Annotated in this window: 17 protein-coding genes; 12 read left to right on the top strand and 5 right to left on the bottom strand. The window is 65.5% G+C overall.

All coding sequences use genetic code 11. The annotated features are described in order from the left end of the window. The first annotated feature begins 23 nt into the window (after positions 1–23). From VT03_RS28820 to mreC, 8 genes are all read left to right on the top strand, one after another. The gene (locus tag VT03_RS28820; protein WP_075096204.1) at positions 24–344 is read left to right on the top strand and encodes a DUF167 domain-containing protein; all 321 of its coding nucleotides are present in this window, start codon (positions 24–26) and stop codon (positions 342–344) included. Between the two features lie 424 nt (positions 345–768). Continuing rightward, positions 769–1,437 carry a DNA alkylation repair protein gene (locus VT03_RS28825; protein ID WP_075096205.1) on the top strand — a complete coding sequence of 223 codons (669 nt, stop codon included), beginning with the start codon at positions 769–771 and terminating at the stop codon, positions 1,435–1,437. Between the two features lie 241 nt (positions 1,438–1,678). Then, positions 1,679–3,901 (top strand): tetratricopeptide repeat protein, encoded by a 2,223-nt coding sequence (locus VT03_RS28830; protein ID WP_075096206.1) that lies wholly within the window; start codon positions 1,679–1,681, stop codon positions 3,899–3,901. A 316-nt stretch (positions 3,902–4,217) separates the two neighbouring features. Then, a complete protein-coding gene (locus tag VT03_RS28835; protein ID WP_156514829.1) occupies positions 4,218–4,736 on the top strand; it encodes a hypothetical protein in 519 nt (172 codons plus the stop codon). A gap of 343 nt (positions 4,737–5,079) precedes the next feature. Beyond that, the gene (gene groES / locus VT03_RS28840) at positions 5,080–5,394 is read left to right on the top strand and encodes a co-chaperone GroES (protein WP_075096208.1); all 315 of its coding nucleotides are present in this window, start codon (positions 5,080–5,082) and stop codon (positions 5,392–5,394) included. A 142-nt stretch (positions 5,395–5,536) separates the two neighbouring features. Continuing rightward, positions 5,537–7,156 carry a chaperonin GroEL gene (gene groL / locus VT03_RS28845; protein ID WP_075096209.1) on the top strand — a complete coding sequence of 540 codons (1,620 nt, stop codon included), beginning with the start codon at positions 5,537–5,539 and terminating at the stop codon, positions 7,154–7,156. A gap of 588 nt (positions 7,157–7,744) precedes the next feature. Further along, positions 7,745–9,187, top strand: a complete 1,443-nt coding sequence (locus VT03_RS28850; protein WP_156514830.1) for a tetratricopeptide repeat protein — start codon at positions 7,745–7,747, stop codon at positions 9,185–9,187. A 33-nt stretch (positions 9,188–9,220) separates the two neighbouring features. After that, complete coding sequence (mreC, locus tag VT03_RS28855) at positions 9,221–10,150, top strand: rod shape-determining protein MreC (protein WP_075096211.1); 930 nt, start codon at positions 9,221–9,223, stop codon at positions 10,148–10,150. 89 nt (positions 10,151–10,239) lie between these two features. On the opposite strand, the gene VT03_RS28860 is transcribed toward mreC, so the two are convergent. Both VT03_RS28860 and VT03_RS28865 read right to left on the bottom strand, forming a co-directional pair. Beyond that, positions 10,240–10,638, bottom strand: coding sequence for a hypothetical protein (locus VT03_RS28860; protein ID WP_075096212.1), 399 nt, complete (start codon positions 10,636–10,638; stop codon positions 10,240–10,242). Between the two features lie 406 nt (positions 10,639–11,044). Beyond that, on the bottom strand, positions 11,045–12,223 hold the full coding sequence (locus VT03_RS28865) for an alpha/beta hydrolase (protein ID WP_156514831.1): 1,179 nt from the start codon (positions 12,221–12,223) through the stop codon (positions 11,045–11,047). 478 nt (positions 12,224–12,701) lie between these two features. On the opposite strand from VT03_RS28865, the gene asnB reads away from it, so the two are divergent. Beyond that, positions 12,702–14,654, top strand: coding sequence for an asparagine synthase (glutamine-hydrolyzing) (asnB, locus tag VT03_RS28870; RefSeq protein ID WP_075097351.1), 1,953 nt, complete (start codon positions 12,702–12,704; stop codon positions 14,652–14,654). A gap of 126 nt (positions 14,655–14,780) precedes the next feature. On the opposite strand, the gene VT03_RS28875 is transcribed toward asnB, so the two are convergent. Together VT03_RS28875 and VT03_RS28880 are read right to left on the bottom strand one after the other, a co-directional pair. Next, positions 14,781–16,619, bottom strand: coding sequence for a glycoside hydrolase family 15 protein (locus VT03_RS28875; RefSeq protein WP_075096214.1), 1,839 nt, complete (start codon positions 16,617–16,619; stop codon positions 14,781–14,783). 464 nt (positions 16,620–17,083) lie between these two features. Next, positions 17,084–17,812 carry a DUF1080 domain-containing protein gene (locus VT03_RS28880; protein ID WP_075097352.1) on the bottom strand — a complete coding sequence of 243 codons (729 nt, stop codon included), beginning with the start codon at positions 17,810–17,812 and terminating at the stop codon, positions 17,084–17,086. Between the two features lie 229 nt (positions 17,813–18,041). Between VT03_RS28880 and VT03_RS28885 the strand changes: the two genes are divergently transcribed. Then, on the top strand, positions 18,042–18,458 hold the full coding sequence (locus tag VT03_RS28885; protein ID WP_075096215.1) for a hypothetical protein: 417 nt from the start codon (positions 18,042–18,044) through the stop codon (positions 18,456–18,458). 456 nt (positions 18,459–18,914) lie between these two features. Here VT03_RS28885 and VT03_RS28890 read toward each other — a convergent pair whose 3' ends face one another. Further along, a complete protein-coding gene (locus VT03_RS28890) occupies positions 18,915–19,742 on the bottom strand; it encodes a sugar phosphate isomerase/epimerase family protein (protein WP_075096216.1) in 828 nt (275 codons plus the stop codon). Positions 19,743–20,123: 381 nt separating this feature from the next. Here VT03_RS28890 and VT03_RS28895 point away from each other — a divergent pair, with 381 nt between their 5' ends. Continuing rightward, positions 20,124–21,485: a hypothetical protein gene (locus tag VT03_RS28895; protein ID WP_075096217.1), complete on the top strand. Its 1,362-nt coding sequence runs from the start codon at positions 20,124–20,126 to the stop codon at positions 21,483–21,485. 514 nt (positions 21,486–21,999) lie between these two features. Continuing rightward, entirely contained in the window at positions 22,000–23,448 is a 1,449-nt protein-coding gene (locus VT03_RS28900; protein WP_075096218.1) for a Gfo/Idh/MocA family protein, read from the top strand. The last annotated feature ends 128 nt before the right edge of the window (positions 23,449–23,576 follow it).

Here is a 23,576-nt window from a genome sequence, read left to right on the forward strand (position 1 = left end):
GCTTCGCGAGCCTTCGGTCCCAGATGATTCTGCTTCAAGTCGTCGGCGACGCCGTCCTCCTCCCGGTCAAGGCGCAGCCGGGAGCTCGTCGTGACGCGATCGTTGGGGAGCACGGGGAGCGGCTGAAGATTGCGGTGACGCAAGTTGCGGAGAAGGGGAAAGCCAACTCCGCGCTGTGCGAGCTGGTGGCTGATTCCCTTGGTGTTGCGCGAAGCCGCGTTGCTGTCGTCACGGGGCTGACCTCGTCGCAGAAGGTGCTTCGGATCGACGGTTTGTCGTCGGATGTGGTCCTCGGGTGGCTCGCGGGATTGGGAGTTCCTGTTGGTTTTTCCGAGGGAACATAGCGCGGCGAGCGGTCAATCGAGCGTGGTAACGACGAGTGTTCGAACACCGTGCCGGGTCAACGGGCGTTCAACAACCGGGTCCAGGGGCACCCTGGTGGGGGATACAAGGGGGCAACGCCCTCTTGCCCGCCGGAGGCCTGGCCGTCGAGAGATGTCTGAAGGAGCGCGTGTCCAGGTACGGACAACGTGCCGGATGCCTCCTCACCAATCCGCGGGGATTGCAAAGCTAGCGTTGTGGTTGGAAGGAGTCCTCATAGCGGGTACCACAAAGGGGACATCCGTCGTGTCCCACGGTTCCTCATGGAAGCGCCTCCGGCGGCAAGGGGGTCGCCCCCTTGACCCCGGCAGCCGTGGCACGTTGGGTTTGAGCTATGGAGTCGTGCCGGCAAGGACGCGGTTGGAGTTAGCAGGTAGAATCACCCACATGACCGTCGACGAAATTCTCACCCAGCTTGAGTCCCTCGGCGACGCTGCCCGCCGGGCCCACAACACCAAGACCGGCGCACCCGACAACCAGTTCGGCGTGAAACTCGGCGACCTCCGTGCCATCGCCAAGAAGCTCAAGACGAATCACGAACTCGCCCTCCAGCTCTGGGAGACCGGCAACGTCGAAGCCCAGCTCCTCGCCACGCTCATCATCAAGTCCAAATCCCTCTCAGCAGACGAAGTCGACAAGCTGACCCGCTCGACCACCTGCGCCCAGGTCGCCGACTGGCTGAACTCCTACGTCGTCGCCGAGCATCCCGAGAAGGAAACGCTCCGCGAGAAGTGGATGAAGGCCAAGGACCGCTGGGCGGCCCGCGCGGGCTGGAACTTCACCGCCAGCCGCGTGAACAAAGGGACCGCGGACGGACTCGACCTCCCGGCGCTCCTCGACCGCATCGAGAAGGAGATGCCCAAGGCGAAGCCGGAGGTCCAGTGGACCATGAACAACACCCTGGCCGCCATCGGCATTCACCACCCCCCGCTCCGCAAGCGGGCCCTCGCCATCGGTGAGAAGATCGGCCTCTACCGCGACTGGCCGGTCTCCAAGGGCTGCATCATTCCCTTCGTACCGATCTGGGTGGAGGAGATGGTGAAGCGGCAGGGCTGAGACGAGACTCTGCCGTCTGCCGCAGAGGGAGAATCGGCGGAAGAGCCTGTTCGCGACGACGGGCTTGTTGGAAAGCCGTTTGACATCGCGTCCGTCGCCGGATGCAATTCAGTCCAATCTGCGCTTCTTCCGTTCCAACCTCCACCTGTTCATGGGCAGGCCACACGTTGACTCCGCTTCCCCCGCCGCCGCCGGGACACCTCGCTTGCCACTGAGCGAGGGGACAGGTTCGAAGTCATTGGTGCCGCAGGCCGCCGTTTCTGAGAGCTCACGGCCCCGGACCCTGTGGTGCGACGCCGGAATCGCGGCCGCGCTGGTCCTGCTCGTCGCGATCGTGTTCGGCCAGTCGATCGGGTTCGACTTCGTCAACCTCGACGACTACGCCTACATCGTCCTGAACGATCCCGTGACCGAGGGGCTCACCCCGCGGAACGCCTGGTGGGCCCTCACGACGTTTCACTTCTGCAACTGGCATCCCGTCACGTACTGGTCGTGGCAGATCGACGCCTCGGTAGGGGGAGGACTGAATCCCGCCGGCTATCACCTGACGAGCGTCCTCCTGCACGCGGTCAACGCCGTCGTCGTCTTCCTGATGCTGCGGCGGCTGACCGGCCGCCGGCTGGACGCGTTCCTGGCGGCGGTCGTCTTCGCGATTCACCCCCTTCGCTGGGAATCGGTCGGCTGGATCTCGGAGCGGAAGGACCTGACGAGCACGCTGTTCGCGATGCTGGCGGTCATGAGCTACGACGGGTACGCCCGGCGCCCGGGCTGGCGGCGGATGACGGCCGTCACGTTCTGGTTCGCGCTGAGCCTGATGTCGAAGGGGATGGCGGTCACGCTCCCGTGCGTCCTGATCCTACTGGACTGGCGGCCCTACCGCCGATGGACCTCGATCCGCGATCTCCCCCGCCTCGTCATCGAGAAGTGGCCGTTGTGGATTCTGGCCGCGGCGAGCTGCGTGGTCACGGTCCTGGCGCAGCGCGAGGGGGACGCCATCCGGACCATGGCGGAGGTCAGCTTTCCCGACCGGTTGATCGGGGCGATCTGGGCCTACACGGTCTACGTCGGGCAGACGTTCTGGCCCGCCAAGCTGGCGGTCCTCTATCCGATCGTCCCCTCCCGTCCCGTCTGGCAGTGGCTGGCTTGCTTGGCGGTGCTCGGCGGCGTCACGGCAGCGGCCTGGCTCGTCCGGCGGCGATGGCCGGCGGTGCTGGTCGGGTGGCTGTGCTACCTCGGCATGCTGGTCCCGGTCATCGGCCTCGTGCAGGTGGGAGTCCAGGCCCACGCGGACCGCTACACCTACCTGCCGGGCATTCCGCTCATCGTGGCGCTCGGGACGCTCCTGGTCGAGGCGGCGCGTCGGTGGTTCCCGCCTGCCTCCCGCTGGGCCGTGGCGGTGCTGGCGCTCGTCGCCCTGACCGTCGCCAGCGTCCGGCACGGCGGCGTCTGGAAGAGCCCCTTTGATCTCTGGAGTCAGGCGGTCTACGCCGCTCCCAGCGAGCGAAACTGGTGGGAGTATGGGAGCTCCGCCTTGCGGGCCTCGCGCTACGGGGAGGCGATTGCCGGCTTTCAGGAAGCGTGCCGGCTCGCTCCGGAGACCGCCGAGAATCACGTGGGACTCGCGACCGCCCTCGCCGGCGCCAAGCGCTGGGATGAAGCGGAGCCGGTCGCCCGCCGGGCCCTCGCGCTCTGCGAGGGGCAGACCGATGAGCCGGAGCTGGAGGCGGGGAGCCGCTACGTCCTGGCCAAGGTCGCGATGCGCCGCGGAGAGCAGGACGAGGCGGCCCGTCAGTTCCGCGACGCGCTGCGGCTCACGGCCATGCCGAACGTCGCCAGCGAGAGCGCCGTGGCTCTTGTCCGTCTCGGCCACGCGGACGAGGCGATCCCGCACCTCCGAAAGGCGGTCGAGGAGAAGCCGGAGGACCGGGACCGGCACGGAAGCCTGGCGGACGCCTACCTTCACGCCGGCGACTGGGCTGCCGCGGCGGCGGAGTTCGAACAGGGAGTCAAACTGGCGCCGCAGGAGCCGCGGATGCGAAGCCGCCACGCGACTGCCCTCCTGGCGGCGGGAGAGACCGAGGCCGCGCGGGCGGAGGCGCGGCTCGTCCTGCAGCAGGACCCGGCTTGGCCCAACAAAGGGCTCCGGGCGGCGATGGGGATGGTCCTCGGACCGGCGACGAAAGGCTCATCGATCGCCGAGGGCTACTGGCTCGCGGCGACCATCGCGCTCGTGTTCGATCCCGCCCCCGCGCCGGCCGAAGTGCTGGATGTCATGGCGATGGGAGCCGCCGGCCTGGGCCGCTTTGACGAAGCGGAGCGGCTCGCCGGCGAGGCGATTCGGGCCGCCCGCGCCGCCGGCCGGGAGGACCTGGCGACCGCCATCGCGGGGCGGCAGGAGCTGTATCGCAAAGGGGAGCGTCCGAAGGCACCGGAGCCCGCGGCTCGTCCGTCCGGCGAGAAGTGAGCCGGGATCCGCGGTCCCTTCCGTACGGTCGCGTCGAGCGGTCGTGAAAGTCCTCTTCAACACTCCTCAGTGGATGATCAGCACCGCGACCGGCTGCCCGCCCCCGACCCGGTGCCCGGGCGGCTGTTTCTGGCGATTGCACTCCGTGTCCCTGACCCCGTGACGCTTTTCCTGCACGCTACCCGACCGGCGTGCCCCAACTGTGACGGGCGGCGGGCGGGTTGCGGCAGTGAGGGCGTTTTGCCGCCCGCTGCGGTAGAATTCCGGTCGGGTTGTGAACCGTCTCGTCGTCGCGCTCGCCCTGTTCGAGGGACCCATGCCAACATCCCGTCGCAAGTGGCTGTTGCGATCCACCCTGCTGCCGGTGCTGCTCGCCTCTCCCTTCCTTCTGGCCGCCGACAAGGCGATCGATCCGCACGGGCGGCCCGAGGGCTTCGATCAGGGAAAGCGGCGGATGTACGGCGTGTGGCTCGAAGAGGGAGTGTGGCATCTCCGTGTGACGTCGAAGAACGCCGCCAAGGGAGCCAAGCGCCGGATCTTCAACGGCAAGGTCGAGGTCACCGGAGATCGGCTGATCGGTGAGTTCCAGGGGCTCGAGAAGGCGGAGAAGGCCAAGAACGCGGACTACATCCAGGTCGACCGCGACGGGATGGGCTTCGAGTTCCAGTTCGCGACGTTCGGGAAATCGGACGGCGTCACCTTCAAGGTCGGAAAGAAGGCTGAGACGATTACGTTCCACCTCCTCTCCGACGGTGACGACGAGCCCGACATCATCCTGATCGGGGCCAAGGGGGCGCATCCCGCCAGCGCCAAGTTCACGTTGCCGGCCCAATAGGACCGCCTTCCGGCCGGCCGAGCCGGACTTCCCCGCTGCCGCTGCACCGAGAAGCCGCTGGTCCGCGACGCCGGAACCGCTGTCAAATTGACAGCGGGCGGAGGCCGCAATTTCTCGTGGCGCGGTGTGTTTGTTTGTAAGTCATTTCGAGCATGTGTCTTGTGGCGTGTTGCCTGTTGTTGGCACCGTTTTCGCTGACGCCACCTTAAACACCCGGGTGCGGAGACTGCGCCGATTCCCTTGGCCGGCACCGGCGGCGATCCCCAAGGACGCCTCCCAGCACATTCCACCCGCCCGAAATCAATCGAATTCAATCAGCGTCGTCCTGAGGAGCAGCGGAGTTATGGCAAAGAAGGGCAAGTCCGAAGGTGGAATCAAGATCGTTCCGCTCGGCGACAAGGTCGTTCTGAAGCGTCAGGAAGCGGAAGGCAAGACCGCCGGCGGCATCGTTCTGCCGGACAGCGCCAAGGACAAGCCGCAGCGCGGTGAAGTCGTCGCCGTCGGCGACGGGCACGTCAAGAAGGACGGCAGCCGCGTTCCGCTGACCGTCAAGGAAGGCGATCGCGTGATCTTCTCCTCCTACGCCGGCGATGAAATCAAGATCGGCGACGAAGAGCTCCTGCTCCTCCGCGAAAGCGACATCCTCGCGGTGTATTGAGCGAGTTCTCAGTCGTCAGTTTTCAGTTCTCAGTCAGAAAACGCTCTGGCACCGAACTGTTCCCTCTGGCTGACGACTGAAAACTGACAACTGAAAACCCTCCTAAACCAAACACAAAAGCACATACGGAGCTCTCCACACCATGGCCAAGATGATTGCTTTCGATCAGGAAGCCCAGGAAGCGATGCGGCGCGGCGTCAGCAAGCTCGCCCGCGCGGTCCGCGTCACCCTCGGTCCCAAGGGCCGCAACGTCATCATCGAAAAGAGCTTCGGCTCCCCGACGGTGACCAAGGACGGCGTGACCGTCGCTCGCGAAATCGAACTGTCGGACAAGTTCGAAGACATGGGCGCCCGGATGGTCAAGGAAGTCGCCAGCAAGACTTCCGACACCGCCGGTGACGGCACCACCACCGCCACCATCATGGCCGAAGCGATCTTCAACGAAGGTCTCAAGGCGGTTGTCGCCGGCGTCAGCCCGCTCGAAATGAAGCGGGGCATGGACAAGGCGGTCTCGGACGTCACCGAGAAGCTCAAGAGCATGGCCATCCCCTGCAAGGACAAGAAGGCCATTGCCCAGGTCGGGACCGTCGCTGCCAACGGCGACACGACGATCGGCCAGATCCTCTCCGAGGCGATGGAGCAGGTCGGCAAGGACGGCGTCATCACCGTCGAAGAAGGGAAGAGCCTGACGACCGACTTCGAAGTCGTCGAAGGGATGCAGTTCGACCGCGGCTACCTCTCGCCGTACTTCGTGACCGATCCGCAGGGGATGGAGTGCGTTCTCGAAGACGCCTACGTCCTGATCCACGAGAAGAAGATCGGCAATATCAAGGACCTCGTGCCGGTCCTCGAGAAGGTCGTGCAGTCGGGCAAGCCGCTGCTGATCATCGCCGAAGAAGTCGAAGGGGAAGCCCTGGCGACCCTCGTCATCAACAAGCTCCGCGGGACGTTCAAGATCTCAGCCGTCAAGGCTCCGGGCTACGGCGACCGCCGCAAGGCGATGCTCCAGGACGTCGCGATCATGTGCGGCGGCCAGGCGATCTTCGAAGACCTCGGGATCAAGCTCGAAAACGTCCAGCTCAGCGATCTCGGCAAGGCCAAGAAGATCGTCATCGACAAGGACAACACGACGATCATCGAAGGGGGCGGAAAGACCGCCGACATCAAGAGCCGGATTGACCAGATCCGCCGCGAACTGGAAGCCTCGAGCAGCGACTACGATCGCGAGAAGCTCGAAGAGCGGATCGCCAAGCTGTCGGGCGGGGTTGCCCAGCTCAACGTCGGTGCCGCGACCGAGTCGGAAATGAAGGAGAAGAAGGCCCGCGTCGAAGACGCTCTGCACGCGACCCGTGCGGCGGTCGAAGAGGGGATCCTCCCCGGCGGCGGCGTCGCCCTTCTGCGGGCTTCGATGTCGGTTGACCCGGGCAAGCTCAGCCACGATGAAGAAGTCGGCTACAACATCATCCGCCGGGCCTGCCGCGCTCCGCTGACGCAGATCAGCAACAACGCCGGCGTCGACGGCGCGGTGATCTGTGAGAAGGTTGCTTCGGACAACAAGGGGAACGTCGGTTACAACGCCGCCACGGGTGTCTACGAAGACCTCGTCAAGGCGGGTGTCATCGACCCGGTCAAGGTGACCCGCTCGGCTCTTCAGAACGCCGCCAGCGTTGCCACCCTGCTCCTGACCAGCGACGCCCTCATTGCCGAGAAGCCGAAAGCGGATGGCAAGGACGCTGGCCACGACCACGACGATATGGACTAAGCGTTCGCCCGCCGGCAGGCGGATGCGGATTGCGGTCTTTGTGAAAGCGACACTCCGTTGCTCCTTGCGGGCAGCGGAGTGTTTTTCTTTTGCGGACAAGAACTGAGGATTGCGCCAGCTAAACCGGGGTCCAGGGGCACCCTGGTGGGGAGTGCAGAGGGGCAACGCCCCTTTGCCCGCCGGAGGCCTGGCCGTCGGGAGATGTCTGAAGGAGTCCGCATCCAAACGCGGACAGCGTGTCGTATGCCCCCCTCACCAACCCTCGGGGATTGCAAAGCCAGTGGTGTGGTTTGAGGGAGTCCTTAACGCGGGTCCCACAAAAGGGACGCCCGTTGTTTACCACGGTTCCTCATGAAAGCGCCTCCGGCGGCAAGGGGGCGTGGCCCCCTTGACCCCAGGATGCCGTCGCACGTTGGGTTTGAGCTGTCGAGTCGCGCCGGCAAGGACGCGGTTCGACCCAGTGAAACAACCACCGAACTCTCCGATCGGCATTGACTGCCGGAGAGCGTCGGGGGTAAGACTCCCGGCCGTTAGACGCGGGGGGGAGTACGGACACTCAGAACCCCGCCAGTTCCAGGGATGGACGCGATGCGCAGGACGCTGATTCTCTTCTCGCTCGGAACCCTCGTCGGCTGCGGCTCCGGAGCCTCGACTCCCGACCCCGCCGCGTCCGGGACCCCTTCCGCAACCGCCGCCGCGCCCGGCCAGACCGCGGCTCCCGCGGCCGGCACTCCGGCGACCGCTCCTGCGGCGGCTGCAAACGGGCAGGCCGCGACTCAGGGCCCGCGGCCGCTGACCCCTGAACAGGGACTCGCCGTCGCCCGCGAACTGATCGTCAAGAAGGACTACCAGAACGCCCTGCAGGTCCTGACCAAGGTCATCCAGGCCAAGCCGGACTACGCCGAAGCCTACATCCAGCGGGCGAACCTGCTCTCCGCCGCCAATCGTCCCACGCTCGCCATCGAGGACCTTACCGCCGCCCTCAAGGTCCAGGACGACAACGCCAAGCTCTGGAACAGCCGCGGCTACCTCTACCTCCTCCAGCAGCAGTATCCGGCGGCCCTCGCCGACTTCGAGCGGGCGACGAGCCTCGACACGAGCTTCGCACAGCCGATCAACAACCGCGGACTGGTCCGCGTCGCCCAGGGCGATTTCGAGACCGCCCTGAAGGACTTCGACTACGCCCTCCAGCTCGATCCCAAGTACTTCGACGCCCTCAACAACAAGGGATTCGCCTACCTCAAGCTGAGCAAGCTCGAGCCGGCGATCGACGCCTTCACCCAGGCGGTCACGATCAACCCCAACTACATCAACGGATGGGTCAACCGGGCCCAGGCCTACGCGGAGTCGAAGAAGTTCGACCTCGCCGTCGCGGACTACTCCAAGCTGATCACGCTCCAGCCGGGCGCGCTCCAGTTCTACCAGATGCGGGCGGAGGCCTATCGCCAGCTCGGACAGACCGCCGAGGCCGAGAAGGACCTGTCCCACGTCTCCTGGACGCAGCGGCTCGTGGAGCTGACGCGCGAGCTCGCCAAGAACCCCAAGGATCCGGCTGCCTGGGTCGCGCGGGGTCAGCACCTCCTGCGGCAGGACAAGCTCCCCGAGGCCCTCGCCGATTTCTCGCGGGCGATCACGGAGAACCCGGACTGCGTTCCCGCCCACCTGGGTCAGGCGGCGGTCTGGCATCGCCAGGGAAAAACGGCCGACGCCCTCGCGATCTGTGTCGGCCTGATCGAGAAGTCGGGCGCCATGGAGGCGTACTCGCTCCGCGGAGACATCTATCTCGCGCAGAAGAAGTACCAGGCCGCGATCGCCGATTTCGAGCTCGCCCAGCGCTTCGACGGCCAGGTGGCTCAGGCCTACCTCGGGCGTGCCGAAGAATACAAAGCTCAGGGAAAGATCGACCTGGCGAGCGCCGACGTCGAGCAGGCCCGCTCGATGGACCCGAAGCTCCGTCCGGCGAACTACGAAGTCCCGGCCAAAGAAGGCCCGCAGGCGGCCCGCCCGCTCCCCAGCCGCTCCGAACGATAGGCGGCAACAGCGAACGGGAGAGGGGGAACGACGATGCCCCGATGGGGATGGCTGGGCGGAGCGACGCTGGCGACCGCGCTGAGTGCCGCCCTGCTCTCCCTGCCGACCGCGTTTTCCGAACGCTGCCGAGCCGTTGTCTGCGATCTCACCTTCCCTGCCCTCCGCCGGCTTCTGCCGGACGTCTCAGCGGAGACTCGGCCGGAGCCCGTCTCCAGCGAATCGACCGCGGCCCTCGAACGCCAACTGACCGACGCGACCCGTCAGGCTCTCTACTGGCAGGCTGTCTCCGCCCGGTTGCAGACCGAACGCGATGAGGCGGTCCAGCAGGCCGGACTCCCGGTCGCGTCCCGCGGCGCGAACCCTCTCCTCGACGCCGACTGGATCGCGGCCCGCCTCCTCTCCCGCGGCACTCCCCTCCCCGGCTGGGAGCTGCCGGTCATCAATCGGGGCACGGATCAGACGATCGCCGCCGGGGACCTTGTCGCTGCCGACGGACACCCGCTGCTGGATGTCGGCACGCGGGACTCGGTCGCTATCGACAGCCGGGTCGTCGCAGGTCGGGCGGTCCTGGGACGGATCGCCACGGCCGGGCAATGGACCAGCACGGTCCAGCTGGTCTCCGACGCGGGCTACCGCGGCGCGGCTCAGCTCGTCCGCCAGTCCGGAGGCGCTGCCGTCGAAGGCCCGGAAGGGGTCCTGGTCGGACTCGGCACCGGCCGCTGCTCCCTGCAGTACGTTGCGGCCACGGAGCCGGTCCGCGTCGGAGACCTCGTCGTCACGCCCCTTCGCCAGCCCTGGGGCAATAGCCCGCTCCTCTACGGCACCGTCACCCGCGCCGATGCGGCGGTCGGGGCGACCCACTGGTCGATCGATGTCGAACCGCTGGCTGACCTTCGCAAAGCGGCGGAGGTGCTGATTCTCACGGTCCAGCCCAACCCGCGGCGCCTCGAACGCGGCCGCTGAGCCGATCGGCATGAGCCCACGAAAAAAGCCGGTTGACTCCACAACGGAGTCAACCGGCCGAGGTTCAACAGGACGACGCGCGTCAGCAATCAGAACGCCACGCCACGAACGCGGTAGTGAGCGAAGTGCGGCCCGACACGGTACGACGTCCGGTAGGCACCGAAAGCCGGCCCATAGCCGACACCGTAGTACGAGCTGACGATCGGAGCCGGATAGTACACCGGGGCGACCACGGGAGCCGGGGCGACCGCGATCGGGGCGCCGTAGACCACCGTCGGAGCGTAGTACGAGTAGCTCACCGGAGCCGCGTACACGACCGGCCGCGGAGCGACGTAGAACGTCGGGCTGTACAGGAACGGCCGCGGGGCGTCGAAGTAGCCCGGTCCGTAGTACGAATAACCGTGGTAGCCGTGCCACCAGCCAGCTTCCGCCGAACCGGCAGAAGCGAGAGCCGCAACCGCGGCGACAACGCAACAGAGGATACGCATGATGGACGTCTCGATGGGGGAACCGCGGGCCGTCCAACGGGCGAAGCACTCGAGACGGCAGCTTCACTCTGGCGAAGCTGGGTGAAGTCTAGCTTCTGGGAAAAGCGAAGTCACGAAAGTTCGCGGGCGGGACGGAACAGGCATCGCCTTTGTGGAATCCGGATTGAGGACTCCTTCACCTTACACCGCTCCCCTTGGAATCCCCGCGGGTTGGTGAGGGGGCATACGACACGGTGTCCGCGGTTGGACACTCACTCCTTCAGACATCCCTCAACGGCCAGGCCTCCGGCGGGCAAAGGGGCGTTGCCCCTCTGCACTCCCTACCAGGGGCGAGCCCCTGGACCCCGGCTCACCTGGCGCAATGGATGATCCGCCCGCCGGACCACCGGCCATCGAACACGCCCCGTCAGCGCAGCGGAATCAGTTCTTCCGGTTGTGTCGGCTCGGCCGGAGGTGCCGAAGAAACCGGATCGAGCATCGCCGTCGTATTGCCGTCGGCAAAGTAGACGTACGGCACAATCGATGTCGCAATCCGCGGACAGCTGTAGTAGCCCGGCCACAAATGGTTCTGCCCCACCAGCTGCGTCACGTCGAGATTCGACAGGCGGCACGCAGTCGCACCGAGTTGCCGATAGTCCCGGTCCGTCAGCCCGATCCGCGCCAGCGCCCGCTGCGCCCCCGGCCGATGCAGCGGATAGACGAAGATCGCCATGTCGTCCCGGTTGATGAGATTCAGCATCCCCTCGCAACGGGACAGGGCCCGGTCATACCGCTGTCCGGGATTGAGCCAGTTGTGATCGACCGCCGCCGCCGCCAGCACCGCCCGATACCGTCGCGACGCCCCCAGGCTGTAGCGATAACAGAGGTTCTGAATCTCTCCCCCGCCGGCGATGTGCAGCGTCGAAAGGATCACCCGGCAGCCGTGGCTGTGGCCGATCAGACTCACAGGACACGACTCCGGCAGTCCCGAGATCAACTGGGCAAGATGAAACCCGTTGAACTCCGCCCGCTCGCCATTGATGGCGACGTCGATCGGCGTGATCCGGGTGTACGGCCCTTCGCTCGGCCAGCTGAAGAAGATGACCTGGATCGGCAGGTGTGGAGCCGCCCGGCGGATCCACTGGTACGCCTCGGCCGACTCTTTGAAGTTGCTGTTCCAGTCGACAAAGCTGCCGTGGATGCAGATCAGGACCGGAACCCCCGGCGCCATCTGCCCGGAGAGGTCCGCCATGCTGGTCCGGACGGTCTGGCCACCGACGTGCCGATGGAAGACGTCGAGCGTCCAGTCCTCGCGCCGCTTCAGGCGATGCTGGACCGCCTCCCGACTGCTCACGATCCAGTAGTCCGGCGTGTCGCAGGAGCCAAACCCCGGCGTCAGCGTCGGCAGCGGCGGACGGGCGGCGGGATCGACGGGAATGGAAGCCGGGACGGGGAGCGGCGGCAGCGCCGGCGGAACGCCCGGTTCCAGCGCCGGAACGGGCGAGAAGTCCTGGCCCCGGATTTCAGTCGGGAACAGGACGAGGTTCGCCAGCACCGTCCAGACGGTGAGCGTCCAGATCACGATCCAGAAGTTCGTGCGGGACATGGAGGAGGAGTCGTGCAACTCGAACGTCAAAGGTGTCGAATCCGCACGATCCCTGTGCGATGTCCGGTCTCAAGGAGAAACGCTGAGGCTGCGGTTTCTCCGCTCGACCGAGGCGCCCGTTCGCGGGAGCCGTCGGCCCCGGCGAGCGACGTACTTATCGGCTGAAATTGCCTGTCGCGTGGCCGAAACCGTTCGAGGAACGAGAGAAGCACACGAGATGCCGCTCTCCATTGGGACGGCCGACGGCTGGGGCGCGAATACCGAATGGACCGAACGTCCCGAAAGAATCTCAGGAGGCCCCCCGCGAATCGACAGGGCAAACTGCGCCGCCTCCGCCGACGAAACCGGCGGGGGAGACCATGCCGTCCGCGTAGAATCGGGGCGGGCGGCCGACTACCGTTACGACCCACGCGGCGGGATCGTTAAGGCGGACGTCGGCCGCCGTTGGAAACTGTGGACCGATCAAGAGATCGATCGAATGTGCGGAATCGCGGGTGGCAGCTGGACGGGACGTGGCGAGCGGTTGTCGAACGAGACAGTCCGCCGGATGACCGACTGCATCCAGCACCGGGGCCCCGATGACGAGGGAGCCTACTTCGACACCCTTCCCGACGGCGCCGGCTGTGCCCTCGGGTTCCGGCGGCTGTCGATCATCGACCTCTCCACCGGACACCAGCCGCTCGCCAACGAGGACGAGTCGGTTTGGATCGTCTTCAATGGTGAAATTTACAATTACCGGGAGCTCCGGCCCGACCTCGAAGCGAAGGGGCACCGCTTCTCGACGTCGACGGACACGGAAGTCATTGTCCACCTGTACGAAGAGTACGGACTCGACTGCCTCCAGAAGCTGCGGGGGATGTTCGCCTTCGCGATCTGGGACCGGGCGAAGGAGCGGCTGTTTCTGGCCCGGGACCGGGCCGGAAAGAAGCCCCTCTTCTACCGCCACGAACCGGACCGCCTGACCTTCGGGAGCGAGCTCAAGACGCTCCTCCAGATTCCGGGAGCCCCCCGCGAGGTCGATCCGGAGGCGGTCGATCTGTTCCTGACGTACCAGTACGTCCCGCATCCGCGGACGATCCTCAAGGGCTACAGCAAGCTCCCGCCAGGGCACTTGGCGCTCTATGAACGGGGAACGCTCTCGGTCCGGCGATACTGGTTCCCTCCCTACTCCGACGCCCCGCCCGAGCAACCCCTGGCGGATCCGGAGCTGGCGAACGCGGCTTGCTGGAGCGACGACGACTGGCGGAACCGCCTGCGGTCGACGCTGACCGAGGCGGTCCGGCTGCGGATGCGGTCCGACGTGCCGATCGGAGCCTTCCTCTCGGGGGGCGTTGACTCGACAATCATCTCCGGGCTGATGCAGAGCCTCTCGGACCGCCCGATCCACACGTTCTCGATCGGCTTCCCGGTCAAGCAGTTCGATGAGCGCGAGTACGCCCGGACGGCGGCGAAGCACCTCGGCACGAACCATCACGAGTATCTCGTCGAGCCGAAGGCTCTCGAGATGCTGCCCAAACTCGTCTGGCACTACGACGAGCCGTTCGGCGACAGCAGCGCCATCCCGACGATGTACCTCTCGGAGGTGACGCGGCGGGAAGTGACGGTCGCCCTCAGCGGTGACGGCGGCGATGAGCTCTTCGCCGGGTACGAACGCTATCAGGCGGTCGCCCTCGCCGGCCGGCTCGACGTTCTGCCGCAGTGGGCCCGCGGCCTCTTCGGCGCGAAGCTCTGGCAGCAGATCCCGTCGTTCGGCAACCAGCGGTCGATCGTCCGCCGCGGCAAGCGGTTCCTCCAGGCGCTCGGCCAGTCGCCGCAGCGGCGGTATCTCCGCTGGATCGGGATCTTTGACGACGAGTTGCGACGCGACCTCTACACGCCCGACTTCCGCCGGCGACTGGGCGGCTTCGATTCCGGCACGTTCCTCCTCGATGCCTACACCGCCTGTCCCGACCGGGACTTCATCACTCAGACGACCTGCACGGACGTCCTGAGCTACCTCCCCTGCGACATCCTGACGAAGGTCGACATCGCCAGCATGGCGTTCAGCCTGGAGGGCCGCAGCCCCTTCCTCGATCACCACGTCATGGAGCTGGCGGCCCGGATGCCGATCCATCTCAAGTTCGCTCCCGGACGCGGCAAGATCATCCTCCAGGAGACCTTCCGCGACCTGCTCCCGCCGGCAATCCAGACCCGCAAGAAGATGGGCTTCGGCGTTCCGCTCTCGGTCTGGTTCCGGGACGAGCTCCGCTCGCTCCTCCGCGACACGATCCTCTCGTCCCAGGCGGCCGCCCGCGGCTACTTCGACATGCGCTCAGTGGAGCGACTCGTCGAAGAGCACGAGTCCGAACGCTGGGACCACTCCTACCGACTCTGGAACCTGCTCGTCTTCGAAGAGTGGCACCGGCAGTACATCGATGGCTCGGCGGGTTAAACACCAAGACACCAAGATTGCACCAAGGACACCAAGGGGGGAGATCGCTGCGGCCACGATTCTGTCCTCTTCTTCTCTTGGTGCTCTTTGTGCCTCCTTGGTGTCTTGGTGTTTAACCTCCGGGCGTTATCGGCTCCCCAGCGCCCGATCCAGGTTGAACGCCGCGCTGATGTGCGCCAGGTGCGTGAAGGCCTGCGGGAAATTCCCGAGGGCTTCGCCGCTGAGGCCGGTCTGTTCGGCGTAGAGGCCGAGGTGGTTGGCGTAGCCGGTGATCCGCTCGAAGAGGAGGCGGGCTTCGTCGAGATAGCGCGGGTTCGTCTGGCCGGCGCGGGTCAGGGCCTCGACGAGCCAGAAGGAGCACATGTTGAAGGTCCCCTCCTCTTCCGTCATACCGTCATCCGCCTCGTCGACGCGGTACCGATAGACGAGACCGTCGGCGGCGAGCCCTCCTTTGTGGAGCGGCTGCCGGATGGCGTCGATCGTCTTCAGCATCCGCGGGTCGTTTGCCGCCGTGAAGAAGGTCAGCGGCATCAGGAGAGCGGACGCGTCGAGGGCATCGGAACCGTAGGCCTGTGTGAACGCCTGCCGCGTCTTGCTCCAGCCGTGCCGCATCACGTCTTCGTAGATCTCGTCGCGGACCTTGAGCCAGCGGATGTGGTCCGCAGGGAACGAACGCTTCTGCGCGAGCCGCAGGCCGCGGTCCATCGCCACCCAGCACATGAACTTGGAAAAGACGAACTGCCGCGGTTCTCCCCGGACTTCCCACACACCTTGATCGATGCGTTGCCAGTTGTCCGCCACCCAGTCCACGAGCTTGCGGAGTGAAACCCAGGCGTCAAATCCCAGTGGTGCGGCGTACTTGTTGAAGAGGTACGCCGAGTCCATCAGCTCGCCGTAGATGTCGAGCTGGAGCTGGTCCGCCGCCCCGTTCCCGATCCGCACCGGTTTGGACCCCGCGTAGCCGTCGAGGTGGGACAGGACCTCCTCGTGCAGGTCGATGCTGCCGTCGACCCGATAGAGGATGTGGAGCGGTCCGTTGCCGTCCCCCGGCTCGCGGTATCGATCGCGGAGCCAGTCCATGAACCGGACCGCCTCCTCCGTGAAGCCGATCCGCAGGAGGCCGTAGACCGTGAACGCGGCGTCCCGGATCCAGGTGTAGCGGTAGTCCCAGTTCCGCGTTCCCCCGACCCCTTCCGGAAGGCTCGTCGTCGGCGCGGCGACGATCGCCCCCGTCGGCTCGTAGGTCATGAGTTTGAGCGCCAGGGCCGAGCGCTGGACCGACTCGCGCCAGCGGCCGCGGTAGGTGCACTTGGAGATCCACTTCTGCCAGTAGTGGACCGTCTCCAGGAATCGCTCGTGGGCCTCGCCTGTCCTGGGGCATGGGCACGGCGCACACCCGGACTCGAGGATGCGGAGGACGAAGACCGCCTCGTCCCCTTCGTGAACATCGAACTCGGCGGTGACGCCGCCATCGCATCGCTTCAGCGGAACCGAGGAGGAGAGCCCGATCGTCAGCCCGGCTCCTTCAAAGCAGGCGCCGTGGTCGGTGAGGTGGATCGTCGCTGCGGCGCGGGCGTAGTCGAACGCCGGGGTGCACTCCATCCGCAACGTCATGTGGCCGCGGACGGCTCGCACACGGCGGATCAGTTGGTCCGCCTGGCCGGAACTTTGCGGGTCGCCGCCGACCGGCATGTAGTCCTCCAGCTCCGCGATCCCGTCCGGATGAAGGAACCGCGTGACGAGGACGTTGGTGTCCGGCCAGTAGAACTGTTTGTGCCTGAGCTGCTCCAGCGTGGGAGCGATTCGGAATCTCCCCCCTTTCGCGTCATCGAGGATGGCGCCGAAGACGCTGGGCGAATCGAACCGCGGCAGACAGAGCCAGTCGATCGACCCGTTCATCCCGACCAGGGCCGCGGTGCGGAGATTCCCGATGACGCCGTACTTCTCGATCGGTAGGTAGGGCATACCGCGATTCTTCCGCCCCGAGCGCAGAATTCCAAGAGGAATCCTGGTGAGAACCGTGGGCGCGACTCGCGGTCTATTCCGGGGAATGCGGAATGCGTGTCCTTGCCGGCGCAGCTCCCATAGCTCAAACCCAACGTGCGACGGCAGCCGGGGTCAAGGGGGTCTCACCCCCTTGCCGCCGGAGGCACTTTCGATGAGGAACCGTGGTACACAACGGATGTCCCCTTTGTGGTCCCAGCGTTGAGGACTCCACGCTCGCTTTGCAATCCGCGCGGCTTGGTGAGGGGGCATACGACACGGTGTCCGCGCTTGGACACGTGCTCCTTCAGACATCTCTCAGCGGCCAGGCCTCCGGCGGGCAAAGGGGCGTTGCCCCTCTGCACTCCCCACCAGGGTGCCCCTGGACCCGGTGGGTGTTGCGCAACAGTTGCGCACGCTGCGCCAGCATCTGTCGTTCGCGTAATTCACTTCGCCGCCGACAACTCCTTGAGAAACACATTCTTCCAGCGGATCTCGCCGCCATGCGTCTGCAACTGGATCGGACCCGCCGCCGGGACCGGCTTCTCCTTGGCGAAGTAGTTGTGCATCTTCGCGTTGTCGACGACGAGCTTGTCGTTGAGATGAACCGTCACGTTCTCGCCGACCATCTGGATCTTGAACGTGTTCCACTGACCGAACGGCCGGTCCGCCAGGACGAGCGGAAGCTGACCCGGCTCCCCCTTGGGATTGTTGAAGAGCCCTCCGGAACCCTTGTCGGCGTTCCGGTCCCACTTTCCCCCCTCCTTGGTGTAGTCCCAGATCTGGACCTGGGGCATGCCGCGGAGATAGATCCCCGAATCCGCCTTGGCGACCGTCTTATACTCCAGCAGGAGCTCGAAGTCCCCGTAGTCCTTGTCGGTCGTCAGGTAGAGCCCATTGCCGTCGTTGACGAGTTCGCCGTTCTCGACCGTCCAGTGCTTATGGATGTCCTCGACCGAAGCCTTGTCCTTCTTGGCCCGTTCCTCTTCCGACAGATCGCGACGCTTCTGCGGATCTTCCGTCGTCCCTCCCCGCCACCCGGCGAGGTCCTTGCCGTTGAACAGCGCGACATAGCCGGCCGGCGGCACATTGAGCGGCGCCTCCTCCGCGTGCGACGACGCAGCGATCGAACCGACGACGAAGGCGAGACAAAGCGAGAGGGAGGATCGGAGCACGGGGAGGGACCTGAACAAGGTGGCGGGGCGGCGAGCGGCTCCATTTCAGGCAGTCGACAGCGGGCCGTCAAGAATCGATGAGTGTCACGTCAAATCCACGGTGCGAGCTGGTCGCTGACTTGAATGGAGCCCGCACCTCGCCGAGACTTTCCTGAGGCCTGCGACGCGGGCCTGTTCTGGGGCCGTGGGGCTTTCCCACAGATATCTCTTAAATCAGGAAAGGGCCGTCGTGACAGATCTTGAAGGAAAGTGGCAGTATCAGAGCTTTCGACCGGAGCCGATCGCGCTCTCCGTTGGCGTCGCCAAGCCGCCGTTCGAAGCCTGGTCGAGCGTGGGTGACGTGACGATTGATGCCGGGAGCAAGAGTGGAACGTTGACGTTCTCGCCTCCTCCAATCGCCATCACTCTAGCTCTCACCTTGACGGTCACCGACGGCGACCCGGAGAGCGTTTCGATCTCGGCTGTGGGAGCGTTGCCGAACGGCGCTCCCTTCACCAACACGCTCCACGGTTGGCTAGTTCCGTTGGATCCATCCAAACCGATCGCGACCGACAATCCCGCGGTCATCCGTGGATCGATCGTTCAGACAAGTGCAGCAGCCACTCCCAAGTTCACGACCGGCTTCTTCGTTATCAAGCGGGTGTGACGTCGACTGCGCGGATCATTCTTGTTGCGTCGGTCGTCTCGCGCGGAAGAGCGTGCAGTCGAGCGTAGCAAAAACAGCGAAACGGATGTTCGCGCCGACTGTTGTCAGTCGGCGCTCGCATCCGTTTTCGCGTTATATCGACCGGGCCAGGGAGCGGCTTGGAGACTGCGGACCGTCCGAAGGGGGGACGGCCTGTGTGTCCAAGGGGGGACCGCACTCGGCTCGGGGGACTCCGGAGTCGTCCGGGTGACCGAATACATCGGACGTCCCTCCCGGCAACTTTGTTCGTGTCCGCAGGATTCCAGCCGTCGCAGCCGGCTCCGGCGTGCGGGACGCGAGCTGTAGCGATCGATCCGGAACCGTCTCGTCGATCCCCTCGGCTTCCCGCCTCCGCGGTCGAATTGGCTCAAGACCGACCGCGGTCGCGGAACGGCTCTCCCCGGCGTCCGGAGGTGTTCAGCCGCCGATCGTCCGGAGTGTCTGCTGGAGATGCTCGATGCTCTCCTGCGCGATCCGCTGCGCTCCCGGCTTGTAGTCGAAGACTTCGACCGAGACCCAGCCGTCGTAGCCTGAGTTCTTGAGGGCGGTGAGGATCGGGACGTAGTCGGTCTCCCCCATCCCGGGGCCGAGCAGGTTTGAGTCGTTGACGTGGAAGTGCTTCGTCACGTCCTTGTAGCGATCGATCAGCGCCGGGATCGGCGTCGTCTCGCCGCCGAGCATCGCCTTGACGTCCTGGTGGAGCTGGAAGTTCGGATGGTCGACCGCCCAGATCATCGCGGTCGCTTCGCCGCAGGTGTTGATGAAGTCGGTCTCTTTGGGGGTCAGCGGCTCCATGCAGATCGTGACGCCGAGGTCGCCGATGGCGGGCATCGCCTGCCGGAAGACCTCGACGGCGTTGCCGAACGCCCGCTGCCAGGTCGCCCCTTTCTCCAGGCTCCGCTGACCGGGAGAACCGAACACCATGACCGAGCCGCCAAAGTCCGCGCAGAGCTGCGCGAGCTCGACGAGATACCGCGCCGTAGCGGCCCGAACCGCCGCGTCGGCGGTCGTCAGATGGAAGCCGGTCGTCTTCGCCAGGAGCCAGTGGAGGCCCATGAGCTGAAGTCCGTGCTTCTCCGCGGTTTCCCGGATTTCCTTTCGCTCACCGGCAGAAACTGCCGCAGGCGGACGGCCGAGAGTGAACGGCGCGAACTCGATTCCGCGGTATCCAAGCCGCGCAATCTCTCGACACTGATCCTCCCAGGACCAGTTCTCGAACAGCTCGTGGCAGATGGCAAATTTCATTGAAGTCGTCGCGTCTGGAAGTTGGGCAAGAAAGCGAAGAGTTGCGGAATGCCAGCATTTCTCCGTGCGAAGCAACATTATCAGCCCCCGCCGGCTCAGGCGAGCCTCCCCGGAACGCCCGTTCGGATCGACATGGAGCGAGCCCTTCGCGGGGGTCGATCACGAGACTGAGCGGAGTGACGCCGCTCCGTCCCGAGAGTGAGTCGTCCGGTCGTGACGATCATGCGGGATGGGCCGACCCCGGGAACTGGGGCGGGGAGAAACAACGGCAAAGGCTGCCTGTCGTTCGAGTTTTTCGGAAGGAAAAGCCGAAGCAAATGGGCAGAGCGTGTAGCGTTGTGCTCCCGCCACTGACGGGGTGTTCTGAGAGGACTAGAAACCATGAAACTGAGAGCGTGGGTTCCCGTCCTGGCGACGTTGCTCCTGGTCGCCGGGGGGACGCAAGCCGATGCCGGCTTGTTCTGCGGGATGGGACGGTACAAATGCTGTCCCCCACCTGCGTGCCAGGTTTGTGAAGACTACGGCAACGCCCGCGTCATGAGCGGGTCGTGCTACAAGACCGTCCGCGAAACGATCTACTGCACCGAGCAGTACACCGAGCAGCAGACTGTCTACACGACGTGCGTCGAGAAGATTCCGGTGCAGAAGACCCGCACGGTCTATGACACCTGCTATCGCGACGAGTGCTACAACGTCTGCCGGCCGGTCTACAACACCTGCTACCGCGACGTCTGCTGCACCGTGAAGCGGCCCTGCTACAACACCTGCTACCGCACGGTGTGCTGCACGGTCCGCCGTCCGATCTACAACACCTGCTACAAGAACGTCTGCTACACCGTCCGTCGCCCGTGCTACAACACGTGCTACCGCGACGTGTGCCACACGGTTCGCCGGCCGGTCTACAACACTTGCTACCGTACCGTCTGCTGTACCGCCTACCGCACCGAATCGCAGACCTGCTACCGCGACGTCTGCTACACCGTCTGCCGTCCGGTCACGGAAACGAAGTGCGTTCAGGAATGCTGCGGTGAATGGCAGATCGTCAAGGAATGCATCCCCGGGACGGTCGTTGCCGATCCGGGCTGTGCGGCTCCCTGCGACGTTGCCTACGGCACCGCCGCCGATCACTGCTGCCCCGGCCCGGTCGCCTGCCCGCCGCGGATCGTCTGCAAGCGGGTCTGGGTTCCGAAGGTTGTGACCCGTCACATCACCTGCACCCGGATGGTTCCGGAAGTCCGTCACTGCAAGGTTCCGTACACGACCTGCACGCGGATTCCCTACACGATCACGAAGCAGGTTCCCTACACGACGTGCAGCTGGGTTTGCGAAACGAAGCACTGCCGGGTTCCTTACACGACCTGCCGCTACGTCTGCGAAACCCGCACGAAGCAGGTTCCTTACACGACCTGCAGCTGGACCTGCCAGACGATCACCAAGAAGATCCCCTACACGACCTGCACCTGGACCTGCCAGACGATCACCAAGAAGGTTCCTTACACGACCTGCAGCTACGTGAACGAGACCCGCACCCGCCGCGTCCCGTTCTGTGTGCCGCGGACGGTCTGCGAGACCTCTTACGTCTGCAAGACCCGCTGCGTCCCGCACACGGTCTGCGTCACGAAGACCCGTTGCGTGCCGAAGGTTGTCTGCCGTCAGGTTCCGGTCGATCCGTGCTGCCCGGTTGATCCCGGCTGTGCGGCTCCGATGACCGCCTGCGACAATGCTGGGACCTGCACTCAGTGATTGTTTGAAAGACTCTCAGAACGTCGAGACGGCCGGCTTCCTGTGAAGCCGGCCGTTTTCGTTATTTACTGGGTCCAGGGGGACCCTGGTGGGGGATGCAAGGGGGCAACGCCCCTTTGCCCGCCGGAGGCTTGGCCGTCGAGAGATGTCTGAAGGAGATCGTGTCCAAGCGCGGACAGCGTGCCGGATGCCCCCCCACCTGACCGCGGGAGTTCAGTGCGAGTGGTGAGTCTTCAACGCTGGTCCCCCAAAGGGGACGTCCGTTGTGTCCCACGGTTCCTCATGGAAGTGCCTCCGGCGGCAAGGGGGCGTGGCCCCCTTGACCCCAGGCTGCCGTCGCACGTTGGGTTTGAGCGAGCAGAGCCGTGCCGGCAACGGCGCGATTCGTGCCTCCACCCCCCGCTCCGATCGCGCTGGAATTCGGAACGGCGCCGATCTATCGTCGAAGTTCACGGATCGACTCGGCCGACACCAGGGATCCGGACTCGCGTCTTCCCACCGGAGATCACCGATCATGCCTCAGCTCTCAAGGCGCCACTTCCTCCTCGCCTCCGCGGCCGCGTCCATCGCCGTCGCCCCCGCCCGCAAAACCTTCGCGCTCGCCAACGACTCGATCAACCTCGGCTTCATCAGCTGCGGCGGCCGGGCCAACGAGCACATGCAGCAGTTCAGCAAGCTCTCCGGCGTCAACATCGCCGGACTCTGCGATCCCGACGAATCCCGCCTCGACGACGCGAAGAAGAAGTTCCCCAAAGCTCAGACCTGGACCGACCTTCGCGCCCTCATCGACGACCCGACGATCGACGCCGTCGTGGTCGCCACCACCAACCACTGGCACTGCCTCGCCGCCATCTGGGCCATGCAGGCCGGAAAGCACGTCTACGTCGAAAAGCCCCTCTCGCACAGCCAGTGGGAAGGCCGCCAGACCGTCGAGGCCGCCAGGAAGTACAAGAAGGTCTGCGCCATCGGAACCCAGCAGCGGTCCGACCCCATGCAGGCGGAGATCAAGGACTTCCTCCACAAGGAGAAGGCCCTCGGCGAGATCCAGTCGGCCCGCGTCAACCGCTACGGCATCCGGGCCTCGATCGGCAAACGCGCCACCCCTCTTCCGATTCCGTCCTCCGTCCAGTACGACCTGTGGCTCGGTCCCGCGCAGGACAAGCCGATCTACCGCGAGAAGCTCCAGTACGACTGGCACTGGGACTGGAACACCGGCTCGGGCGAAATGGGGAACTGGGGCGTCCACGTCCTGGACGATCTCCGCAACAATGTCTTCCAGGACACGGTGACCCTGCCGAAGCGGATCTTCGGCGGCGGCGGACGGGTGGTCTGGGACGATGCCGGCGAAACGCCGAACGTCCACTTCGTCTACTTCGATACCGGCTCGATCCCGGTCGTGATCGGCCTCAGCAACCTCCCGGCCGCCCCGATGTCGAAGGAGATTCCGGCTCACCCGGGGCCCGGCAGCGGCTACATCGCCTACTGCGAAGGGGGCCGATTCGAAGGCCAGCGCGGCTCCGGCGCGGCGTTCGACAAGGAAGGAAAGCTCATCAAGAAGTTCAAGGGGAACGGCGGCAACGGCGTCCACCACCAGAACTTCCTCGATGCCGTCCGGGTGGGCGATCCGTCGCTCCTCAACGCCAGCGTCGCCGTCGGCCACGACTCGACCGGCTGGTGCAACCTGGCGAACATCGCCTTCCGCGCCGGCCGCCCCTACACCGCCGACGCGGCGAAGGGCTTTGATGACCCGAAGGGGATCTGGGCGAGCCTCCTGAAGGAGACCGAGGAGCACCTTGCGGCCTACTCGATCCCGATGGCGAGCAAGCCGATCGTCCTCAGTCCGACCCTGACGGTCGACCCGGAGAAGGAAGTCTTCGTCGGCGAGAACGCCGAGATCGCCAATGCGTTCCTGAAGCGCGAGTACCGGGCTCCGTACGTCGTCCCGGAGATCGCCAAGGCCTGAACAGGGGGCTGCACGAAAAGAGGCACCGTTTGTGCTCATCCGTCGTTCACGGAACGACGGATGAGCAGGACGGGTGTCCACAGCCTAGGAGGCGGCTGAGAGATCGGCCTTGGCGATCACGGTGATCG

Source organism: Planctomyces sp. SH-PL14, from assembly GCF_001610835.1.
In the GTDB taxonomy this organism is placed as follows: domain Bacteria; phylum Planctomycetota; class Planctomycetia; order Planctomycetales; family Planctomycetaceae; genus Planctomyces_A.